General features: G+C 39.9%; 20 protein-coding genes and 1 pseudogene. 14 read left to right on the top strand and 7 right to left on the bottom strand.

Annotated features, from left to right (window positions below; genetic code table 11):
- Nucleotides 1-82 precede the first annotated feature (82 nt).
- From menC to HC725_RS00620, 3 genes are all read left to right on the top strand, one after another.
- Nucleotides 83-1,123, top strand: coding sequence for an o-succinylbenzoate synthase (gene menC, locus HC725_RS00630; protein WP_190329997.1), 1,041 nt, complete (start codon nucleotides 83-85; stop codon nucleotides 1,121-1,123).
- Between the two features lie 66 nt (nucleotides 1,124-1,189).
- Entirely contained in the window at nucleotides 1,190-2,641 is a 1,452-nt protein-coding gene (gene menE, locus HC725_RS00625; RefSeq protein WP_238928389.1) for an o-succinylbenzoate--CoA ligase, read from the top strand.
- Nucleotides 2,642-2,761: 120 nt separating this feature from the next.
- A complete protein-coding gene (locus tag HC725_RS00620) occupies nucleotides 2,762-2,941 on the top strand; it encodes a hypothetical protein (RefSeq protein ID WP_190330012.1) in 180 nt (59 codons plus the stop codon).
- A gap of 33 nt (nucleotides 2,942-2,974) precedes the next feature.
- Here the strand turns inward: HC725_RS00620 and HC725_RS00615 are convergent, their stop codons facing one another.
- The 3 genes and pseudogenes from HC725_RS00615 to HC725_RS00605 all read right to left on the bottom strand — a co-directional run bounded on the left by HC725_RS00615 (nucleotide 2,975) and on the right by HC725_RS00605 (nucleotide 5,938).
- Nucleotides 2,975-3,907, bottom strand: a complete 933-nt coding sequence (locus tag HC725_RS00615) for a YeiH family protein (RefSeq protein ID WP_190329826.1) — start codon at nucleotides 3,905-3,907, stop codon at nucleotides 2,975-2,977.
- A 145-nt stretch (nucleotides 3,908-4,052) separates the two neighbouring features.
- Nucleotides 4,053-5,309 (bottom strand): annotated as a pseudogene (locus HC725_RS00610) (MFS transporter); the annotation flags it as partial.
- Between the two features lie 35 nt (nucleotides 5,310-5,344).
- Nucleotides 5,345-5,938 (bottom strand): TetR/AcrR family transcriptional regulator, encoded by a 594-nt coding sequence (locus HC725_RS00605; protein ID WP_190329824.1) that lies wholly within the window; start codon nucleotides 5,936-5,938, stop codon nucleotides 5,345-5,347.
- Between the two features lie 183 nt (nucleotides 5,939-6,121).
- Here HC725_RS00605 and HC725_RS00600 point away from each other — a divergent pair, with 183 nt between their 5' ends.
- The 5 genes from HC725_RS00600 to efeB all read left to right on the top strand — a co-directional run bounded on the left by HC725_RS00600 (nucleotide 6,122) and on the right by efeB (nucleotide 11,177).
- Nucleotides 6,122-7,003 carry a Tim44 domain-containing protein gene (locus tag HC725_RS00600; RefSeq protein ID WP_190329823.1) on the top strand — a complete coding sequence of 294 codons (882 nt, stop codon included), beginning with the start codon at nucleotides 6,122-6,124 and terminating at the stop codon, nucleotides 7,001-7,003.
- 221 nt (nucleotides 7,004-7,224) lie between these two features.
- A complete protein-coding gene (gene efeU / locus HC725_RS00595) occupies nucleotides 7,225-8,064 on the top strand; it encodes an iron uptake transporter permease EfeU (RefSeq protein WP_190329822.1) in 840 nt (279 codons plus the stop codon).
- A gap of 1 nt (nucleotide 8,065) precedes the next feature.
- A complete protein-coding gene (gene efeO / locus HC725_RS00590; protein ID WP_190329821.1) occupies nucleotides 8,066-8,887 on the top strand; it encodes an iron uptake system protein EfeO in 822 nt (273 codons plus the stop codon).
- Between the two features lie 26 nt (nucleotides 8,888-8,913).
- The gene (locus HC725_RS16780; protein ID WP_274601364.1) at nucleotides 8,914-9,855 is read left to right on the top strand and encodes a cupredoxin domain-containing protein; all 942 of its coding nucleotides are present in this window, start codon (nucleotides 8,914-8,916) and stop codon (nucleotides 9,853-9,855) included.
- Nucleotides 9,856-9,857: 2 nt separating this feature from the next.
- Nucleotides 9,858-11,177 (top strand): iron uptake transporter deferrochelatase/peroxidase subunit, encoded by a 1,320-nt coding sequence (gene efeB, locus HC725_RS00580; RefSeq protein ID WP_190329820.1) that lies wholly within the window; start codon nucleotides 9,858-9,860, stop codon nucleotides 11,175-11,177.
- Nucleotides 11,178-11,296: 119 nt separating this feature from the next.
- Here efeB and pta read toward each other — a convergent pair whose 3' ends face one another.
- Nucleotides 11,297-13,438: a phosphate acetyltransferase gene (gene pta / locus HC725_RS00575; protein ID WP_190329819.1), complete on the bottom strand. Its 2,142-nt coding sequence runs from the start codon at nucleotides 13,436-13,438 to the stop codon at nucleotides 11,297-11,299.
- A gap of 133 nt (nucleotides 13,439-13,571) precedes the next feature.
- Complete coding sequence (locus HC725_RS00570; protein ID WP_190329818.1) at nucleotides 13,572-14,768, bottom strand: acetate kinase; 1,197 nt, start codon at nucleotides 14,766-14,768, stop codon at nucleotides 13,572-13,574.
- Nucleotides 14,769-15,096: 328 nt separating this feature from the next.
- On the opposite strand from HC725_RS00570, the gene yfbV reads away from it, so the two are divergent.
- The 4 genes from yfbV (at nucleotide 15,097) to HC725_RS00550 (ending at nucleotide 18,723) form a co-directional block, all read left to right on the top strand.
- Nucleotides 15,097-15,546 (top strand): terminus macrodomain insulation protein YfbV, encoded by a 450-nt coding sequence (yfbV, locus tag HC725_RS00565; protein ID WP_190329817.1) that lies wholly within the window; start codon nucleotides 15,097-15,099, stop codon nucleotides 15,544-15,546.
- 269 nt (nucleotides 15,547-15,815) lie between these two features.
- Nucleotides 15,816-16,784, top strand: a complete 969-nt coding sequence (locus HC725_RS00560; protein WP_190329816.1) for an ABC transporter substrate-binding protein — start codon at nucleotides 15,816-15,818, stop codon at nucleotides 16,782-16,784.
- Nucleotides 16,785-16,981: 197 nt separating this feature from the next.
- The gene (locus HC725_RS00555; RefSeq protein WP_190329815.1) at nucleotides 16,982-17,932 is read left to right on the top strand and encodes an ABC transporter permease; all 951 of its coding nucleotides are present in this window, start codon (nucleotides 16,982-16,984) and stop codon (nucleotides 17,930-17,932) included.
- Nucleotides 17,929-18,723, top strand: a complete 795-nt coding sequence (locus HC725_RS00550) for an ABC transporter ATP-binding protein (protein ID WP_190329814.1) — start codon at nucleotides 17,929-17,931, stop codon at nucleotides 18,721-18,723. The genes HC725_RS00555 and HC725_RS00550 overlap by 4 nt, the downstream gene beginning before the upstream one ends.
- A gap of 359 nt (nucleotides 18,724-19,082) precedes the next feature.
- Here the strand turns inward: HC725_RS00550 and dusC are convergent, their stop codons facing one another.
- Nucleotides 19,083-20,015: a tRNA dihydrouridine(16) synthase DusC gene (gene dusC / locus HC725_RS00545; protein ID WP_190329813.1), complete on the bottom strand. Its 933-nt coding sequence runs from the start codon at nucleotides 20,013-20,015 to the stop codon at nucleotides 19,083-19,085.
- A gap of 160 nt (nucleotides 20,016-20,175) precedes the next feature.
- Between dusC and HC725_RS00540 the strand changes: the two genes are divergently transcribed.
- Both HC725_RS00540 and HC725_RS00535 read left to right on the top strand, forming a co-directional pair.
- A complete protein-coding gene (locus HC725_RS00540) occupies nucleotides 20,176-20,808 on the top strand; it encodes a YecA/YgfB family protein (RefSeq protein ID WP_190329812.1) in 633 nt (210 codons plus the stop codon).
- A 531-nt stretch (nucleotides 20,809-21,339) separates the two neighbouring features.
- Entirely contained in the window at nucleotides 21,340-22,380 is a 1,041-nt protein-coding gene (locus tag HC725_RS00535; RefSeq protein ID WP_190329811.1) for a porin, read from the top strand.
- Between the two features lie 162 nt (nucleotides 22,381-22,542).
- Here HC725_RS00535 and dsbB read toward each other — a convergent pair whose 3' ends face one another.
- A complete protein-coding gene (gene dsbB / locus HC725_RS00530; RefSeq protein ID WP_190329810.1) occupies nucleotides 22,543-23,064 on the bottom strand; it encodes a disulfide bond formation protein DsbB in 522 nt (173 codons plus the stop codon).
- Nucleotides 23,065-23,129 lie beyond the last annotated feature (65 nt).

Below are 23,129 nucleotides of genomic sequence, written 5' to 3'. Positions count from 1 at the left end.
TATGCTCAAGTAAGGCGTGTGATGATAATTACATGCCTTTTTACTTTATATTTATTGATTCTATTTAACATGGTTTCTTATGATGCAAACAACTCGCCAAGCCACTCTTTATCGCTATAAACTGCCAATGGACAGCGGTGTGATTGTTCGTCAGCAACGTTTATCTCAACGTGATGGTTTAATTATTGAGCTGACTGAAAAGGGTCGTACTGTTTATGGTGAGATTGCGCCATTACCTAGTTTTAGTTTGGAGTCGGTTGATCAGGCACAAGATCAGTTATTGCCACTATTGGAAATATGGCAATCCTCTGGGAAATGGCCTGAATTTAATAGTTTGTTCCCTTCGGTTGCATTTGGATTATCTATCGCTCAGCTAGAACTTGCTGGTGGATTACCGGGGCAAGGACAATATCTTGCGGCGCCATTATGTGCTGGTGATCCAGACGAATTACTGCCTGTATTTGAAAAAATGAGGGTAGATCCTCTTTTATCAAAACAGCAGCAAGCGCAACAAAAAGTGGCGAAAGTGAAAGTCGGTTTATACGAACCTATTCGTGATGGCATGTTGGTGAATTTATTTTTAGAATCGATTCCTGATCTCTTTCTACGTCTAGATGCGAACCGTAGTTGGTCATTGGAAAAGGCGTTGAAATTTGCCCAGTATATTGATCCAGAGCTACGTGCTCGAATTGCTTTTTTAGAAGAGCCTTGTCAAACTTTCGAGCAGAGCCTGCAATTTTCACAACAAACTGGCATTAATATCGGTTGGGATGAAACCGTGCAAGAGCAAGCAACACAAGCTGATTTTAGCTTTGAGAATTTATGTCATGCTGGCGTGAATACCATTGTGATTAAACCTACCTTAATTGGTTCTATTGCTCGTTGTTTTCAATTGATTGAACTGGCGGCACAACATGATATGCAAGTAGTGATTAGTTCAAGTTTAGAATCTACGATTGGATTAACACAACTTGCCCGTTTAGCTGCATGGAAAACGCCTCAACAATTGCCAGGTTTAGATACGTTGCAATTGTTTCAAGTTCAATTGCAAGTTCCTTGGCCAGAAAGTACGTTGCCCGTTGTCTCACTGCTGCAGCAAGAGCAAATATGGACGAGTGCCTAGTCGATATGTATTAAGGTCTTAGTATTTAGGTATTAATAGATATGTATTTATATTATGCGGGATAAATTGAGTAACAAAACGATGGATCTGATTCAGCATTGGTGCCAAACCACATCTCAGAACACACAACGGCCATCATCTAACGTCATTGCACTAACAACTCCACAAGGTTGCTATACTTGGCATCAGTTGGATCTGTGTGTTCAAAATATGGCAGAGCAATTATCCCAGCAGGATGTCGTGCAATCAAGTGTAGTTGCCGCGATTGGTAAAAATCATCATGACTTGGTGATCCTTTACCTAGCTTGTTTACGACTTGGCGCCTTGTGTGCATTAATGCCTCCTCAATCACGAGATCTCATTCAGCAAAAATTAGAGATCATTCAGGTTCAATTTATATGGTTAGGAGAAGGTTGTTCTGATCTTGATGCATCGATGTTATCTGGAACTCTACTTCGTTTTTCAAAATCGAAGCCATCCATTTATTCAAGCTCTGTTCACTTTAAGTCAATGCACTTTACTCATTACAAGAACAGCAATCTTGCCAGCATTGTTTTTACTTCAGGCTCAACCGGTATACCTAAAGCTGTAGTGCATTCTTCAAGTCAGCATTTAGCGAGTGCGCAAGGCTTAACCTCAGAATTTGAATTTACGACTGAAGATTCGTGGTTATTAAGTTTGCCTATGTACCATGTTTCTGGATTGTCGATTATTTGGCGTTGGCTTCATCAAGGCGCACAATTAGTTATTGGTACTGGTCAGTTATCGCAAGATATTCAACTTGTTACGCATGCTTCTTTAGTCCCTACCCAGCTACAGAATTTATTAGCAGAAGGGAAACCAAGTTCACTTAAACGGGTATTGTTAGGTGGCGCACATATTCCTTTATCGTTAACAGAAACAGCGACTCAGCAAGGTATTGAATGTTGGGTCGGGTATGGAATGACTGAAACCGCCTCAAACGTGATTGCCAAAAAATGCGATGGTTCAGTGACCTCTGGCCATGTTTTACCTCATCGTAAAGTTAAAGTAGAAGATGGTCGTATCTATGTGGCGGGTGAAACATTAGCAGTTGGGTACTTGTCTTATGGCAAGAGCACACCTTTAGTGACAGATGATCAGCCTTGGTTTGATACTAAGGATTTGGGTATGGAGCATGAGGTTGCGGATGGTTTAATGGAAATCGAAGTTCTAGGTAGAGCCGATAATTTATTTATTTCTGGTGGTGAGAATATTCACTGTGAGGAAATTGAAGCGGCACTTGTTAAGCATCCCGCTATCCAACAAGTATTGGTTATTCCTGTCGTTAATCAGCAATATGGGCATCGTCCTGTCGCATTTTTACAAACGAATAAATTATTACAAGCCTCAGATTACCAAACTTTTTTGCTGCCTTATTTAGATAAGTTTAAGTGTCCAGATGACTATTATTTATTGCCTGAAGGTTTACTTTCTACTGGGATTAAAATTTCTCGTGCTGATCTGAAAGATTATTATGATCAGTATTTGCAAAATTAAATGACCAAAATTTAAAACTAATGGTTATTAATTAGTCCAAAACTGAATTTATTCATTCACCAATGCTGGCCCATACTTAATTCCACTGAAATTGCATGATTAAGTTGCTAAGGATTGGGTATGAAAACGGCATTAATAGTGGCGGTATTGACATTAATTGCAATATCGATTTATTCAGAAGGAATAGTTTCTGCTCTGGCAGAGTTCATGGCGTTCGCATTAGTTGTTGTTGCTGCATTTAAATATCAACGAACAAAGAAAGTGCTAAAACATGAGACTCAATATGAACCTCATGTTTAGATGCGCTGTTAAACAATAATTAGCGAGATACGATTATTGAATGTGAGTTAAGATCCAAGCTAACGAGCTGACTGAAATAATAACCCACAATGTCACTCCAAAAATCATCGGTTTAGGGCCAGTATCTTTTAGTTTCTGAATCGAAATACCACAGCCAATTAAAAACAAGCACAATACTAAAGTCTGTTTAGCAAAGTCATAAATGGCATGATAAACGTGGCTAAATTGTGGTACTTGATCACTGAACACAATTGCGGCGCAATAAAATAAGATGAAGAATGGAATGGTGATTTTTTTGCTGTCATTCTTAAACATTAATGCACTAATGAATGCGACTGGAACAATCCATAATGCTCGTGCTAATTTTAATGTTGTGGCGATCTGTAGTGATTGTTCTCCATAGGCTTGTGCAGCTCCGACAACCGAAGAGGTGTCGTGAATGGCAATGGCAGCCCAAGTACCAAATTGAGTCTGGCTTAAACCCAATGCATGCCCAATTACAGGGAATAAGAATAATGCTATTGAGTTTAATACGTAGACGACAGCTAAAGACATGGCCACAGGCTGATCTTTTGCGTTAATTGCAGGTGCAACCGCCGCAATAGCACTGCCGCCACAAATTGCTGTACCGGAAGCAATTAAGTGCCCAGTTTCTCTTTCTAATCCCATACGCTTAGCCAATAAAGTGCCGATGATTAAGGTACTGAAAATAGTACTCACGATAATACCGAAACCATTTTCTGTTGCAGTAATCGCTTGTTGAATATTGATTCCAAAACCTAAGCCAACGATAGAATAAGCCAATAGCTTTTTAGTGAGCTTAGTTAAAGGGATAGTATGAGGAACAAACCCGAAAGAGGTTAATAGAAAGCCGATGATGAGCGCAATAGGTGAGTCGACCCATGGCGTAAAACACATCAGTGCCGCAAAAGTGAAAAGGCCATATTGGCGTAGGTAGTAAGTCATGAAAAACCTATTATAAGGAAGCAAAAGAGATCTTGATCATACCTATTTTTCACGAACAGTTAAGTTTAATATATTTAACATTACGTTTAGTTATTCAAAACGTTGGTGGTGATTGGTTGACTTAGATTGAATCACTTTAATGTTTGATTTTTTTATATATAAGCAAGATAACAAATGCATTAAGCAGAGCCAGCAACTCAAAGAAGCTTGGAATCGATAGGTGAAAAAGGCTCAAGCATATAATGCTAATAACAGCACTAGCTACCATAAATATTGCGTTATAAATATTATTAGCCGCAATGACTTGGGCTCGTTGATGAGGCGGCGCTAAGACTTGCATCTGAGTGTATAAAGGTACAATAAATAGGCCACCAGAAATCCCTAGGCCGAGTAAGCTTGCAAAGACCAGCCACAGTGATGGATTGCTTATAAACTCCCATAAAGAGTTTGATGGGGGGATAAATTCAGGGGTTGTAGCGCCAAGTAATAAGCTAAAGATGGAAATGAGCGCTCCACCCCATATAACTAAGCTTAAACGAACTTGATGGCCGGATAATTTGACACACAACAGTGAACCTATAGCGATACCGACCGAAAACAATGTTAGTAATAAAGAAACACTGGTTTGGTTACCAAATAAATACAATTTTGTAAAGTTGGGGAATTGTGTCAAATAGCAAGCCCCTAGAAACCAGAACCAACTAATAGCTATGATTGATAAATATATGTGGTTGTCTTGTTTAGCAATAATGAGCGTTTGTTTTGTTTGTTTAATAGGTTGCCAGAGAAAGCCGTGTTGAATAGATACCGCGGGTGCGTTTGGAATAAAGAGACTAGCTATAAAACCAAGGACGGAAAATAATATAACCATTCCTGCCGCTAGCGTTTGTGCTTGCTCTGATTCGGCAATGAAACCAGCCCCGATTGTACCTAATAAAATAGCAAGAAAAGTACCGGTTTCAACTAATGCATTTCCGGAGACTAATTCTTTTTCTTTCAGATGTTGGGGTAATAATGCATATTTTACAGGGCCAAAAAATGCGGATTGAGTTCCCATTAAAAAAAGTAGAATTAACAGAGTTAGGTAGCTTTGGTATAAAAAACCAATGGCGGCTAATAGCATGATGACAATTTCTGCCAATTTTACGATACGAATGAGTTTGGACTTTTCATAGAGATCTGCGAGCACACCAGCGGTGGCAGAGAATAGGAAAAAAGGCAGAATAAAGAGGCCAGCGGCAAGATTGATAAAAGTGTTGGAGGAAACGGGGAGAGTATTGCTGGCAGCGAAGGCGACAAATAACAATAATGTGTTTTTGAAAATGTTATCGTTAAATGCACCAAGAAATTGGGTGATAAAATAAGGCAGAAAACGACGTTTACTTAATAAAGATGATGACATAATAGCCTGCCTTAATTAATGATATTTAATATGTTCTATTCATATGCAGAAAAATAATTATCCAAAAAATTTTTAATCAAGGCTTTGCCTTCAAGGTCGGATTGAGTGTAAAACTGTTCCCCAATGCTTAGCTCGGTAATGCCATGTACTGCTCCCCAAATCACTCGGCTTGTCATTATAACTTTTTGTGTATTTTGAATCGGCTCCATCGCAAGAATTTGTTTTTCTAATATTTGTGTTATGCGATAAATTCTTTCTTCTGCATGCGGAGGTAATGGATCGCCATGCATGTTATGCTCAAAAACTAATTGCCATCGGTGTGGTTGAGCAACCGCAAAGTCATAATAATACAGAGAAAACGCTTCTAAGGTTTGGCGAGGTGTTAAGTTTTGGCATTCAATCTCTTCATATTTTACATAGAGTTCATCGAGGGTTTGTCCGACTATTTCTAGGAGCAATAAATTATAGCTGCCAAATACATTAATGAGAGTGCTAGGAACATAGCCAATCATAGTGGCAATTTTTCGTAAACTTAATGAGTGATAAGGGCGTGTTTTTAAGAAATCATTTACCTTCTCTAACGTTAACGCAAATAACTCTTCACGAGTGTGATCATTTCTTCTAGCCATGGAAAACCGTAAGTTAAGTCAGTAGTTTAGTTGAATGATACGGAGGTTGTCAGTGTAGCGTCAAGATGTTATCTGACTATTTTAGTTGTCTTTGCAATATCCTGATACATAGCAGCGGTAGACTCGTGTTAGAGAAGGATTATGATGCTTCTAGATTCTTCAATTTAATAAGAAAGGAATATTATGAAACGTTTTCTTGTCATGATGGTTGCATTGGTGACGGTGACTATGATGTCAGTGCCAAGTGCGGAGGCTAAACGCTTTGGTGGCGGTAAATCATTTGGTAAAAGCTTTAAAACAGCGCCAGCACCTAAACAAAATGTGCAAAATACCAATAGTTTAAATAAACAACCAGCGGCGGCTAATACTAAACGTGGCGGCATGATGGGAGGGATGTTAGGTGGTCTACTGGCTGGTGGCCTATTGGCTTCATTGTTTATGGGCGGTGGTTTTGAAGGTATTCAATTCTTCGATATATTGATCATGGCCGGTATAGCTTTTATTGCCTTTAAATTATTTAGAGGGATGATGAGCGCCAAACAAGGCTCGATGAATCGAGGACCGCAGGCGGCTTATTCTGCTGGAGCGATGAATCGTCAGCAATTTGAACAACCTAATGTGCAAAATTTTGAACAACCGCAAAATGCAGGTGGATTTGGTGCTACTGGGCAATCAGATGTGCCATACAACTTTCCTCCTGGTTTTGATAAAGCGGCTTTTGTTGAAGGATCGCGTGAACATTACCGAACCTTACAGGGCGCATGGAACTTTAATCAATTAGAAACCATTGAAGAATATGTGTCCCCAAGCTTATTTGAGCAGTTGAAGGAAGAACGAGCACAACTTACCGGTGAACAGCATACTGATGTAATGTATGTGGATACTGAAATTGTGCGCGGTGAATACGATGCATCTAAAGCTCAACTCAGCTTGCAGTTTAGTGGCCGCTATCGTGATACGGTTGAAGGTATTGAAGAGGACATTGATGAGGTTTGGCATTTAGAGCGTGATTTAACGGCTCAAAATGCACCTTGGTTGATTGTCGGTATTCAAACTAATGCTTAAATAAACGTTATTTACATTATAACCTATGGAAGCCAGCATAATTTTGCTGGCTTTTTTGTGCCTATAGTTTTTCATATCCATTTCTACGCTTAAATAGTCCTTACTATTTGTATCGCTTTAATTTGAAATCTTGTAACACATATAAATATTATGAAACATATTGACACACCTCGGAATGTAATTAGAATGATAAGCCTTCTCATTATCGATAAGTGTAGTGTATGTTTTTTGTTCCCTATTTGATTATGTTACGTGAAGGTCTTGAAGCCGTTCTTATTGTTGTTTTGATTGCTAGTTACCTCAAAAAAACGGGTCAGCAGCAGTGGATGAAATATGTATGGCTTGGCATTGTTTGTGCCGTTATTTTATGTGCAGGACTTGGGATAGTAATTGAAGCGGTGAGTGGTGAGTTTCCTCAACAACAACAAGAATTGTTTGAGGGCATCGTTGCTGCCATAGCCGTTGTTATGCTGACCTATATGGTGTTTTGGATGCAACACGCGGGTAAACATATTAATCAGCAATTAAAAAATGCTGTCGATGGTGCAATTAATCGAGCTGATGGTCAGGTAAAGGCATTAATATTAATGGTTTTTTTAGCGGTTTCTCGTGAAGGACTGGAGTCGGTCTTTTTCCTTATTGCCGCTTTTTCACAAGATGTCGGCGTTATGGCGCCATTGGGAGCACTCTGTGGATTGCTCAGTGCAGTTTTGCTTGGCTGCTTTTTATATTGGGGCGGTGTTCGTCTGCCTCTTGCCAGCTTTTTCCGCTGGACCGCGTTACTCATCTTATTTGTGGCCGCCGGACTTGCCGCCAGTGCTATTCGTGCTTTCCATGAAGCTGGTATTTGGAACCATTTCCAATCTCTTGCCTTTGATGCGAGCACTATTTTATCAACTCACAGTGTTTTTGGCACTTTACTTGAAGGCCTATTTGGCTACCAAGAAACACCAACATTTAGTGAAGTATTTGCCTATTTCTTATATCTAATACCAGCCTTAGGTTGGTTTTACTTTCGATCGTTCAAGACGGAACCTCTAACTAAACACAGGAATGTTTAACATGAAATCTGCACTAAATCGTTTTATTTTACCTTCATTACTTGCCTCTGTTGCATTGCAAGCTAATGCTGCGACTGATCAATCGGCTCTTGTTGAACCGATGACAGAATATAAATTGTATGTGATCGACCAAGTTGGGCAATTAGTGAAAGATACCGAATTGTTTACTACGGCAGTTGAGAATGGTGACGTTGAGAAAGCAAAAACCTTATACGCACCTGCGCGAGTTCATTATGAAAGAATTGAACCGGTAGCTGAATTATTTGCCGATTTAGATGCAAGTATGGATGCGCGTGCAGATGATTATGAAAAAGGTGAAAATGATGAGAAATTTTCTGGCTTTCATCGTATTGAACATGCACTTTGGGTGAATAACTCTACCGATGGTATGGACAAATATGCTAAGCAGCTGTTAACCGATGTCAAAGATTTGGAAGCACGCTTGACTAAACTCGCTTTCCCGCCAAGTAATGTCGTTGATGGTGCTGCTGGTTTAATTGAAGAAGTTGCTGCTACCAAAATCAGTGGTGAAGAAGACCGTTATAGCCATACCGATTTATGGGACTTCCAAGCTAACGTTGATGGCGCTAAAAAGATTGTTGATTTATTGCGTCCATTATTAGAACAAGAAAATCCGAAGTTGGTGGCTAAAGTGGATAAAAACTTTGTCACGGTGGACGGAATATTAGCTAAATATCGTGTTGGTGATGGTTTCCAGTCATATGAAAAGTTATCGGATTCTGACCGTAAGTTATTACAAGGCCCCGTTACTGTATTGGCGGAAGATTTATCGCAGCTGCGTGGAATTTTAGGCTTAAATTAATCATCTCTGATATTGGGATAGTCGTAATGGAAATGATGTTATCGAACAATGGCCGCGGCTCTAAAGCGGCTATTTTATTACTGCTTTTAAGTGGTATGGGGTTTGCTAGTATTTCAGCGCAAGCCGATGAATTACCGCAAGTAAAAGTCTCTGTAACGGACAAGCAGTGTCAACCAATGACAATGAACCTACCTGCTGGAAAAACGCAATTCATTATCAAAAATGACAGTATGAGAGCGTTAGAGTGGGAAATTCTAGACGGTGTGATGGTGGTTGCCGAGCGGGAAAATATTGCACCGGGTTTTTATCAAAAAATGACGGTCAATTTAGAACCTGGTGAATATCAAACAACGTGTGGTTTATTAACCAACCCAAGAGGTACGTTATCGGTATCTAATCCTTCAGATATACGTTATCAGATTAATCAAGAAGATATGATCACGGTAGCGGCAGAATATAAATTCTACTTGATTCGTTTAACACAAAAGCTGAGCCAGTGGGTGACTCAAGATAATCCAGTGATCTCCGATGAGATTGCCGGTGATTACTATCGTGCTCATTCACTTATGGGGGCATTTAGCGATATAGATAAAACGGATTTATTGGCTGATGGACAAATCACGCGATTAAATAAGCAAATTGAACAATGGAAAACAGTGGCACGCAGTCAAACACTGACAGCGCTAGAAGTATCCACTCAATTACAGCAGATAACAGAACCGGGCAGCCATTCTTCTCAGCCGACTTCATCGAATCAATTTTCTGTGAATAAATGGCAAGGTGAGCAAGGAAGTATTCAACAATGGGTTGATGTTTTATCACCGTTGTTAACCAAAATAGATGTTAGTTTGTTGAGCCAAGTTCAGCAACATATGAAGCAATGGCAGCAAAGCAATGATGATCCAGTTCGTAAAAAAGTGAATCACGATTTAGCCTTAATTTCACAGCATTTCATGGGAGAGAAATAATCATGACTTGCCCGTTTCATTCTTTATCACAACAAGCTTCGTCTGAAAAATTAACGTCGGCAGAACCTGAAAGGCGAAAAATATTAAAAGGTATGTTAGGTGTCGCAGGAAGTGCATTGGCATTAACGGGTATGGCTCGAGCAGCGACAGCAGAAAATAGTCATGCCAATATCAACACTGAACTAACACCTGTATTTGACAGCGAAAATTATTCACAGGAATTTTATGGGCAACATCAAAGTGGGATCATAACGCCACAGCAAGCGAGTTTATCGCTTATTGCCTTTGATGTGATAGCAATGGATAAGGAAAGTTTGGTTGAGCTTTTTAAGACACTGACCGAACGTTGTGAGTTTTTAATGCAAGGTGGGGTTGCGCCACATAAAGATGCACAATATCCACCTTTGGATTCAGGTATATTAGGTCCTAAAATTCATCCAGATAATTTAACCATCACTGTATCTGTAGGGAATTCATTATTTGATGAACGATTTGGCCTTAATGATCAAAAGCCGATTCATCTACAACAAATGATTGAATTCCCCAATGACGGATTAAAATCGGAGTGGTGTCATGGGGATTTATTAATTCAAATTTGTGCTAATAGCCCTGATACCACGATGCATGCTTTACGAGATATCATTAAACATACTCCCGCTTCATTAGTTGTACGTTGGCGACGTGATGGTTTTATATCACCATATGCAGCAGCATCAATGGGCACAAGGACGCCAACGAATTTACTTGGTTTTAAAGATGGCACGATTAACCCGACAAGATCTGATACAGCTGCATTAGATAAAATGTTATGGGTGAATTCGAAACAAGAGCCTGAGTGGACGATGGGCGGAAGCTACCAAGCAATTCGGTTGATTCGGTTTTTTGTGGAGCGTTGGGACAGGACACCATTACAAGAGCAAGAAGCCATTTTTGGCCGAAATCGAGATAGTGGAGCGCCATTAGGAAAAGTGAATGAGCGTGATGACCCCGATTATGCATCAGATCCTTTGGGCAAGCGAATTCCATTGGATTCACATATGCGCTTAGCTAACCCGAAAACAGATGGGTTTGATGAGTTTTTAATTCTGCGCCGTGGTTATAGTTATTCTTATAGCACTAGTCCGTCGGGGCAACTAGATGTTGGTCTTCTCTTCATTTCTTATCAATCTAATTTACAAAAAGGCTTTATTGACACGCAGAAACGATTAGATGGAGAGCCATTAGAGGAATATATTAAGCCTTTTGGTGGTGGCTACTTTTTTGCTTTACCAGGTATTAAATCAGGGGAATACTTAGGTCAATCTTTGCTGCAATCTGCGTGATTGATTAGATTGGTTGTCACCTGACTACTGTTGAGTTGAAATGTGTAAACATAAAAAATACCCCCTGTAATCACTACATTACAGGGGGTATTTACCTTTATGCTCTAATCTATTAGAGATTATTGGCCTTGTTGCTGACTTGCTTGAATGGCGGTTAGTGCAACGGTGTAGACGATGTCGTCGACCAATGCGCCGCGGGATAAGTCATTTACCGGCTTGCGCATTCCTTGCAGCATTGGACCGATTGATACAAGGTCAGCAGAGCGTTGTACAGCTTTGTATGTTGTGTTACCCGTGTTTAGGTCTGGGAATACAAATACCGTTGCTTTACCGGCCACAGGTGAATTAGGTGCTTTAGAAGCAGCAACATTTTCCATAATCGCGGCATCGTATTGTAAAGGACCATCGATAATTAAATCTGGACGTTTCTCTTGAGCAATGCGAGTGGCTTCGCGTACTTTATCTACATCGGCACCTTTACCTGATGTGCCAGTAGAATAAGAGATCATTGCTACACGAGGATCTATACCGAATGCTTTTGCTGAATCTGCTGATTGAATAGCGATTTCAGCCAGTTGTTCTGCATTTGGATCTGGGTTGATTGCACAGTCACCATAAACCAAGACTTGATCAGGTAGTAGCATAAAGAAAACGGAAGATACAATAGATGCACCTGGCGCTGTTTTAATAATTTGGAATGGTGGAACGATAGTGTTCGCTGTCGTGTGAACCGCGCCAGATACAAGGCCATCAACTTCACCACTTTCAAGCATCATCGTGCCTAAGAATACTGAGTCTTCCAGTTTTTCTCGAGCAACTACTTCGGTCATACCTTTCGCGCCACGAAGCTCGACTAAACGTGCTACGTAATTTTCACGTACTTTTGCAGAATCGATGATTTCAACGCCAGCGCCAAGTTCAACACCTTGCTGGGCTGCAACGCGGCGGATTTCAGCTGGGTTACCAAGTAGTACACAAGTAGCAATGCCACGCTCTGCACAGATAGCTGCTGCTTTTACGGTTCGTGGTTCATCACCTTCAGGAAGAACGATACGCTTGCCAGCGCGACGAGCAAATTCTGTTAACTGGTAACGGAAAGCTGGTGGGCTTAAACGGCGAATACCTTCAGTGCCTTCAGATAATGAATCAATCCAAGGACCATCAATATGACTTGCTACGTGATCGTTGATGAATTCGATACGAGATTTATCATCTGCGGGTACTTCAAGGTTGAAGCTCTGTAGATTCAGAGAAGTCTGCCAAGTGTTACCTTGAGCCTTGAAGATAGGTAAACCAGATTCAAATGCCGGTTTACATAGGTCAACGATTTGCTCAGGAATATCGTAGCCACCAGTTAGCAAGATAGCGCCAATTTCAACCCCATTCATTGACGCAAGTGCTGCGGCAACGATAACGTCTGGGCGGTCAGCTGAAGTCACTAATAATGAACCTGGACGGAAGTGCTCAATCATGTTTGGTAGTGAGCGTGCACAGAACGTAATGCTCTTAATACGACGAGTATTAATTTCGCCAGCATTTATGATATCCGCATTTAAATGTTTCGCCATATCGATTGCGCGAGTTGCAATTAATTCAACATTCCACGGCACACAACCTAAAACTCGGATTGGGCTAGAGTTGAAAATTTGCATTACTTCAATATTCGAATGAACACTATTTTCGTTGAAGATTTCAGATAGATCTGGGCGAGTACGACCATCATCATCAACAGGGGCATTCAGTTTGTTGATGATAACGCCTGAAATGTTTTTATTTTTCGTGCCACCAAAATTAGAACAAGCAAGATCAATTCGATCTTTCAATTGTGATGGATTATTGGTGCCAGGTGTGGCTACAAATACGATTTCAGCACCAAGAGTTTTAGCGATTTCAGCATTTACTTGATTCGCAAATGGATGCTTACGAGTTGGGACTAAACCTTCGATTAACACTACTTCAGTACTGGCACTGACGGTATTGTAACGTTCAACGATTTGTTCTAGCAGTACATCCATTTTTTCATTACTGATCAACGATTCAGCTTCAGACATTGGTGTTGATTCTGCAATTTTGAGATCGCTACTTGCTGAAATAATGCTTGAAGTAAGATCAGGAACATCATTCCCACCGCGAGGTTGTGCGATTGGTTTGAAGAAAGAAACATTTACACCTTTACGCTCCATAGAGCGTAAAACACCCAAGCTCACGCTAGTCAGACCAACACCAGCGCTTACAGGAACAAGCATAATAGTACGAGACATGAGAAGTAATCCTCTAACTATTCCCTTCGAGTTTGCAGCCATAGCTCCAAGTTCTAAGGAGATATTAAAAATGGCAATGAATTATCCATTAGCCAGAAAGAAAACAGGCTAACCGAAGTTAGCCTGTAAGATTTTATAGGCCAGTTAGGCGAGCAGTATCTTCTGCAATAACCAACTCTTCATTGGTTGAAATAACCATTGCAGGTATACGACTGTTTTCAGAAGTGATAACGCCTTCACCGCCAAAGCGAGCAGCAAGGTTTTTGTCATTATCAAGTTCAATACCGAAGATACCAAGACGGTTCAGTACTTGTTCACGGATTGGACCAGAATTTTCACCAATACCACCAGTAAACACGATGGCATCTAGGCGACCATCAAGTGTTGCAGTGTAGCCTGCAATGTATTTAGCAAGACGATGACAAAATACATCCATCGCACGTTTTGCTTCTGGTTTTTCTTGGTAGTTATCTTCAACAAAGCGACAATCTGAAGTCACTTGAGTTAAGCCTTGTAAGCCAGACTCTTTAGTTAGGATAGTGTTGATTTGGTCAACAGAGTAACCTAGTGCATCGTGCATGTGGAAGATGATCGCAGGATCAATGTCACCACAACGAGTTCCCATAACTAAACCTTCAAGTGGCGTTAGTCCCATTGAAGTATCAACAGATTGGCCATTCTGAACTGCACAAACAGAAGCACCATTACCTAAGTGACAGTTGATAATGTTTACTTCTTCAACTGGCTTATTCATGATACTTGCAACTTCACGAGTAATGAATAGATGAGAAGTACCATGCATACCGTAACGACGAATGCTGTTTTCTGTATATAGGTTGTATGGAATCGCGTAAAGGTACGCTTCTTCCGGCATAGTCTGGTGGAATGCTGTGTCGAATACTGCAACATTTTTAAGATCAGGGAACGCTAGTTTTGCTGCTTCAATACCAGCGATTGCTGCTGGGTTATGAAGCGGTGCGAGTGTTGTTACATCTTTGATTTCTTGAATAACAGCATCGGTAATAAGAACAGATGATGTAAATTTCTCGCCACCATGAACGACACGGTGGCCGATAGCGCCAACGCCTTCACCTAATTCAGGCTTAGAAGCTAAGATTGTCTCAACAATAAATTTTAACGCTTCAGCGTGTGCTGCACCGTTACCTAATTGAGCTTCATGCTTTCCATCTAGTTTCCATTTAATACGAGCTTCTGGAAGGCCTAAACATTCAGAAAGACCGGTAAGAAGTTCATCGCCAGACTCCGCATCAACGATTGCAAATTTTAGTGAAGAACTACCGCAGTTTAAAACTAGGACTAGCTTTGACATGAGTGAATACCTGTATTCGTTCAGAAATTAACTGTAATGAAATAAAACAATTCAAGAATAGACGACAATCTGTGATAGTCGTATTATCCTTAAATAAATAACGCAGATACCTTTAATATTTGGCTCGGCGTTAGTGCTAAAAATCTATTTATGCGATTCCCATCACCTTATTTGTTGCTAATTTGTGCAACACAAGGTTGAAACCGTGTAGAGGATAACGATTATAGCGTAAGATAACAAAAAAAAGTTGAGTATTTATTAATTTCAATCAATTTTTTGCAGTTATTTTTTAAGTTTTATAGTTTTATTTTAGATAAGGAAGGTTGCCATGAGTCGAGTAAGCTTTATACATCGATTTAAAGATGGTCAACATTATATGGAACAGTGGCCAGTACGCAAAGAATTGGCACCGATGTTTCCTGAACAACGAATTATTAAAGCAACTCGTTTTGGTATCAAAGTTATGCCGGCGGTAGCGGCAATTAGTGTGTTACTACAGATATCTTTGAATAACCAAGCCGCTATCCCGCAGGCTATTGTTATCGCTTTGTTTGCCATTAGTTTACCTTTGCAAGGAATATGGTGGCTTGGAACACGTTCTAAAACTGTTTTGCCCCCAAGCTTAGCTAATTGGTATCGAGAGCTTTATCAAAAAGTCGCTGAATTAGGTATTGCTCAAGAGCCTATAAAATCTAAACCTCGATATAAAGAGTTAGCTAGCATGCTGAAACGCGCCTTTCGGCAGTTAGATGAAACAACATTAGAGCGTTGGTTTTAGGTTAACGGTTGTCATGTTGCTTAACCTAAATTTACCTTAAATGCATCTCTAAAACGCACACCTAAAATTAATAAATATTGCTTTTACAAAGCCCCAATAGCCTCGTTATTGGGGCTTTGTAGCTATTTTGATGCCAAAAGCTTTCTTTTGTATTTATTAATTGGTAATAATGCTTTCGCTGATAGTATTATTGGCAACAATAAATAATAACAATATATCCAACTTACAGGGTATGAACATAACTGAAATTGCTGAATCAAGGAGCTAAGATGAAAGCAAAGAATATTATTGCTACGGCGGCATTGGCCGGAGCTGCATTACTGTCATCAACAGGTGTATTTGCAAAAACAGTAAAAGTAGATGTATCACAAATTGTGGAGCATCCTGCTCTTGATGCTGCGCGAAATGGATTAATTGATGGATTGAAAAAACATGGGTACGAGCAAGGTAAGAACCTCGATTTTGAGTACCGCACAGCTCAAGGTAATCCAGCGATTGCTTCTCAAATTGCAAGGCAGTTTGTTGGAGAAGAACCAGATGTGTTAGTTGGTATTGCCACACCTTCGGCGCAAGCACTTGCAGCAACAACTAGACATATCCCTATTGTGTTTACCGCTGTAACCGACCCGGTGGAAGCTAAGCTAGTCAAATCTTTAGATAATCCTTCTGGCAATATTACCGGTTTATCAGATATGTCGCCTATTGCTCAACACATTGAATTAGCACAAGAATTACTTCCAAATTTGAAAACCATCGGTGTGGTTTATAATCCAGGTGAGGCTAACTCAGTAGCTTTAATGGCAGCACTTAAAAAAGAAGCGGCTGATCGTAATATTAAGATAATTGAAAGTACCGCGTTGAAAAGTGCTGATGTCCAATCTGCGACTCAAGCTATTGTCGCTAAATCCGATATTATTTATGCAATGATTGATAATACCGTTGCGAGTGCGATTGATGGAATGATTTCCGCCGCTAACCAAGCTAAAAAACCAGTATTGGCAGCCTCAACGACTTATGTTGACCGTGGTGCTTTAATTGGCTTAGGCGCTGATTATTATCAAATTGGTATACAAACTGCTGATTATGTTGCGGCTATTCTGGAAGGTAAAAAACCAAGTGAGCTTCCAGTGCATGTTGCTAAAGCGTCTGATTTAATTATTAACACTCAAGCGGCAGAAAAACTGGGTATCACTATTCCAAGCTCTATCCTTGACCGTTCAGAAGTGTTCAAAAAATAATATTAGATTAATAGATATGAGTCAGAAAAGAGGGGGTAGGCATAGTATGTAATAACCCCCTTTATAATATTTTGGTACCTTATTTTAATAAGGTGTAGTACCACTCTTTATTCGATAACTGATTGTTTATAGAGTTAATGATAACAACCTAGAAACTTATTTTACATGGATTGTTATTAAGCAGAAAAGGAGTAATGATGTCTGCTTTTGCCTTTTATGGAGCTCTAGAGCTTGGCCTAGTTTATGGCTTAGTGGCGCTTGGTGTTTATATTACATTTAGAGTCCTCGATTTTCCTGATTTAACGGTTGATGGTAGTTTTCCTATGGGAGCGGCTGTCGCGGCAACCGCATTAGTGGCTGGTGTTAACCCTTGGATTGCGACTGGTTTAGCCTTTTTTGTTGGCAGCTTGAGCGGGCTTGTGACTGCATTTTTAGCAGTTCGTTGTGGAATCCTTCACTTGCTAGCCTCTATATTGACCATGCTGGCGGCGTTTTCTATCAATATTCGTATAATGGGACGCCCTAATCTTTCGTTGCTCGGTGAAGATACCATCTTCACGCCACTCGATACTCTTGGAAGTGACTTGTTTATCCGACCTCTCGCGGTTGGCATTTTAGTTATTGTGTCAGCGTTATTAATTATACGTCTATTAAATAGTGATTTTGGCTTAGCGCTAAGAGCTACGGGTGTTAATGCGCGCATGGTTTCGGCTCAAGGTGCAAGTACCGCATTTTATACTTACTTTGGTCTGGCATTATCAAATGGCTTAGTCGGTTTTGCGGGTGCAGTTCTGGCTCAGACAAGTGGTTTCGCTGATGTGACATCAGGTGCTGGTACGATTGTTGTTGGTTTGGCGGCGGTTATTTTAGGCCAAACGTTAATACCAAGCCGTAAAATTTGGATTGCTGTTGTTGCCGTCATCGTTGGTTCTATTTTATATCGTATTGCCATCCAATTTGCGCTTAATACTGGTATGTTTGGTATGCAAGCTTCAGATCTTAATCTAGTCACAGCGCTTCTTGTTGCCACTGCTCTTGTAGCGCCAAAAGTGAAAAGTAATATGAAGGCAAAAAAAGCGGCAAAACTCTCGGCATCAGAGCGTGTAGCTTCAGAAAAGCAAGATTCTAAGGGGAAAGGGGCACTATGATTGAGCTTGAAAATATCGAGGTGACCTTCAATCCTAGCACTGTGTTAGAAAATAAAGCGTTACGAAAAGTTTGTCTTAAAGTTCCTCAGCATCAATTTTTGACAGTGATTGGGTCAAATGGTGCCGGGAAGTCTACTTTATTAGGGGCTGTCACTGGTGAAACACCAATGATCGGTGGCCAAGTTAAAATCGATAATGTGAATGTGACTAAGCAATCAGTCCATCAACGAGCGAAAATGTGTGCTCGTGTATTCCAAGATCCTTTAGCTGGAACCTGTGGTGATTTAACCATTGAAGAAAATATGGCTATTGCCTATTCTCGTGGTAAGAGCCGTGGTTGGAATATGGCCTTATCGAGTCAAAGGCGTAAACTTTTCCAAGAACGCATCAGTATTTTAGGTCTAGGTTTAGAAGATCGATTAGGAGACAACATAGGTTTATTGTCAGGTGGACAGCGTCAAGCGGTGAGTCTCGTCATGGCTACTTTGTCTGAAAGTAAATTGCTGCTGTTAGATGAGCATACCGCAGCACTAGATCCACGTATGGCGGCATTTGTTATTGATTTGACAAAAACCGTTGTGAAAGAATTTGATCTGACCGCGATGATGGTAACTCACTCTATGAAAGATGCACTTGCTTGTGGTGATCGAACCATTATGCTTCACCAAGGTGAAATTGTATTGGATGTCGATGGAAATACACGTAAAGGTATGCAAGTTCCTGATCTTTTAGATATGTTCTCAAAAGTTAGGGGTGAGGAGTTATCTGACGATAGTCTATTGTTGGGCTGATAATCCTATATAAAGCACTAGGCATATATTTTGTGCTTAGTGTTATCTCTTTTCAAAGTTAGTTAGTTTTTAAATGAGTTGTCTCAGTGGCTATCATTATGCTGCTTCTGTTGTGATCATATCGTCTCTTCCCTGAGTTTTTTATGCATCGTACATCAAGAACTTCTTATTCTTATAGGGTTGCGATTTTTGTTCTGCTTATTATTACAACCAAGCAAATAATGTACTTTCATTGGTCTTGGATGGATGAATTTATAAGCTTTGTTTCAAGTCGTAGTCAGGCTCTGATTGGGCTTTTATTACTGTATATAACAAAACAACCAGGAAAAATCGCATTATCGTGTAATTTAAATTTAAATTTATAGTGATTTGATGTAGTCGATTATTGGCTGAGCTTTATTATAACGACGAATGTTACGAAATAAATCATCAGCTTGTTGGTATTCTTGACGTAGATAAGAAAGCCATTGCTTGATGCGATTCGGATAATACAGGCCTTTATCGCCCTCAATTTCATACATAGAATAATGTAACATTAATTCAATAACCTTTTCCCATGGCATAACGGCATGGTTGTGTTTTATCACATTCCCTAGGTTCGGCACATTAAATGCTCCCCGACATACCATTAAAGCATCAGCTTGAGTTTGGGTTAAACAATTTTGACCATCTTGGTAATTCCAGATTTCACCATTAGCAATAATAGGTAGTTGGGTACGTTGTTTTATCTGTTCAATATATTCCCATTTTATTTCACTGGCTTTATAACCCCCCATCTTAGTACGAGCATGTACGGTTAGTTCAGTTGCACCCGCTTGTTCGACAGCATCCACAATTTCAAAACAATCCTGAGGGTCTTCCCAACCTAAACGTATCTTAGCGGATACTGGAATGTGGTCAGGAATCGCTTGACGACAGGATTTTACGATCTGATAAATTAGTTCGGGGTGCTGTAATAATGCCGCACCACCTCGACTTTTATTCACCATTTTTGCAGGGCAACCAAAGTTGATATCGAGCCCGTGCGAACCGAGCTCAACAGCACGTACGGCATTTTCTGCCATCCAATTCGGGTCTTGTCCGAGTAATTGCAGTCGAACAGGAGTACCAGATCGGGTAGTGGAACCATGCAGTAACTCAGGACACAAGCGCGTGAAAACATGTTCAGGTAATAGTTGATCCACGACACGAACAAACTCGGTTACACAAAGATCATAATCATTGAGATTGGTGAGCATCTCTCGCATCAAATGATCAAGAACGCCTTCCATTGGGCCAAGAATTAAGCGCATTGTGAAACCTTATATGAGTGACTGGTGAAAGAGGCGAGATTGTAGAGGCAAAGTTGTCAATTGTCACTGAGTAGAGTTGCTAATAGACGATATTGAATTTCGATAGCTGAAAAGAGCCTAACTCGCTACACTTGCCACAAATTTTTTAGAAAAGATGATTATGAATACATTAATGAATTCCGATTTATTGCTTGATTCCCCATTAAATGCCGCATTTTGGGAAGGCGTCATTTTAGCCGTAAATATCAGCCCTAAGCCATTAGTACCTGAAATATGGATAGAGCCTTTCGTTGATGATGTCACACCAGAATTACAACAGGCTTTAGTTTCTCGATTTGAAGTGCAATATGCTTACTTAATGGCTTCCGACTATGACTTATTCCGCTTATCAGGAATGCTGAGTAATGATGATTTACCCAGTGAACGGTTGACTCAAATTGCTGAAGGATTTATGTCTACGTGGCCATTGGTAGAAGGTGGCTGGAATGAAGCAGGTCATTTACCTGATGGTAGCGTGAGAATGTTACAAGCATTGTTAACGACTTTTATGTTAATTATCGATGAAGAACAAACGACGCAACAAATGAGAGATGCAGGAATGATCGAATTACCAAGTTTGTGTGTAATGCAACCTCAGTTAAATCTAATGTTGAATGAAGTCGCACATACTGCGAATGAATTAATGCAAGGGCATCAGTCTCAGCGAGTTAATCCTTATAAAAATGTGGGCCGCAATGATCCATGCCCTTGTCAAAGTGGTCACAAATTTAAGCTGTGCTGTGGTCGTAGTTAAACCTTGAGCAGCATTATCGATTGGAACCAGTTCAACCTTAGTGCTAATTTTTAGTTTTACTGTATTCATTTAAGCCAAATGCCTCAATGTGGTTAGAGGGTATGGCATTTTTATGCCTGTAATATGTTGAATATGCGTATGAAACCTCATAATGTGCGATTTTTATGTAGATATAGATCACAGTTCTAAATATAAAAAAAACTCAAGAATACTAAATATTGAGAGGATTTTAAGCTTGATGTGAATATATATAAATAATAAATAATAACTTTAAATCATGCGGTTAGATTGTTTTATATGTCGTAACCTTGATCTTTATGGTGTTAATTAGTTTTTTTTACTTATCGAAAATGGAACTTTGGCGTAAAACGGATACACCTTGTTACCAAGGCCAGTGTCTATACTGTTTTGGTGGTAACAAAGAATTATTGTTTATAGAGAACCAAAGAACAGTGATTATGCTGTGTTAAGAAGTTCTCATAAGCGTATTTGTAGATAAATGTTCTTATACTTTTGATTAGGATTATTACAATGAAAAAGACTTATATTGCTTTAGCTATCGCTGCTCTTGCCACTGCTGCTGGCGCTAACGCCGCGACTGTTTATAAAACAGATGCAACTCAATTTGATATTGGTGGTCGTGCGGAATTCAGGGGTGATTTCATTGGTACTGATGGTGGCGATAAAATCGACGGTACTATGCACAATGCTTCACGTTTCCGTATTAACTTTGCAGGTGAAACAAAAATCACAGATAACCTTTCTGGTATCGGCTTTTATGAAGCAGAGCAAGGTGTAAATTCGTCAGGTGATAACTCTAAAGGTACAGATGGTACTGATTTTAATCAGCGTTACGTGTTTGCTGGTTTCAAAACTAATGTTGGTAACTTTACCTTTGGTCGCCAAGATACCTCGACCGTAATGATTTCTCAAATGTCAGATATCTCAACTTATTCTGGCGCCCAAAAGACATTTATTGCTTCTGGTGATGAGCAAGTAAACAATAATATTCAATACGCGGGTAATTTTTTACAAGACGCATTAACCGTTAAAGCCAACGTTATTTTGGGCGATACAGATAACAGCGATGGTTACGGTGTTGCGGCAAAATACACCCTCCCAATGGGCTTAGGCTTAGCGTTGGGTTATGCAGCAAATGATATTCCTGATACTGTATTAGCTCAGGATGGCCAATCTGCTGATCAGCTTATCGCTGGTGTTAACTACACTATTGGTGGTTTATACGCTGCTGCAACTTACACTACAGGTGATTTAAATGACAATGATGACTTTGATGGTGTAGAAACTTCTGTACAGTACAAGTGGGACAATGGCTTCCGTGTGATTGGTGCATATCAATATCAAGAAGCAGAAAGTGAAACAATTAACAATTGGTTTGAATTAACGGGTGGTTATGACTTCACGGATAACTTATATGCTTACGTCTCTTATAAGCTTAATAACTTAGATCAAGGCGATTCAACGTTTAGTTCAGATACTTATCAAATTTCAGGCGCAACACTTCGTGATGCAGAAGATAGCATGCGTTTAGGTCTTCTATATACTTTCTAATCTGATGGTATAAACGACTTACTTAAGAAACGTCAGCTTAATCGCTGGCGTTTTTTTGTGACTAGAAAATAAGTAGCTGCAAGTTGTTATGCATAAAAAAGACCTCGTTAATAAGATTAAACGAAGCCTTAATTGGATGAATTTGATTGCTGAACGACGAAACTAAGCTTTTTGCTTGGCAAATTGGGAAAGAATAATAATAGCCACCACAATTAAGTTACCTGCAAAAATAATGACTAACCATTGCGGCATCGATAAACTTAAAAATTGCCATACGATTTTAGAACAATCACCGGTTGGTTCAAACATCCAAGGAGCCCATTGGTTTAATGGCGCCCAGCTAGGAAACTGTGGGAAAATATCACACGTCGCAAAAGGAGATGAATTGAATTGATAGCCAACATGTTCTCTTGCCAATTCGAATCCTCTAAATGTAGTATAAGCCCAGCCAGCCAGCCCTATGTAGCGCAGTAATGGATTCTTTGGGTTAATGCAACCAATCAGGGCTGCTCCAGCGATGCCCATCATAGCAACACGTTCATATACACACATGACGCAGGGTGCAAGCATCAAAACATGCTGAAAAAAGAGAGCACATGCTTCAAAAATAACTATACATATAAAGAGCAGCAACCAAGCGAGGCGTTGCTGTGAAAACTGCTTAACGGGTAATAAGAAAGACATACACATATCCTTATTTAACTTTCTCTCTATATCCTTCTAACCGACGATAGCGTCAATCATTTTGG

The sequence above is a fragment of the Vibrio sp. S17_S38 genome, assembly GCF_014694375.1.
Taxonomy (GTDB): Bacteria; Pseudomonadota; Gammaproteobacteria; order Enterobacterales; family Vibrionaceae; genus Vibrio.
Note: the sequence above shows the minus strand (reverse complement) of the source record. Positions and strands in the feature narration are given on the sequence as shown.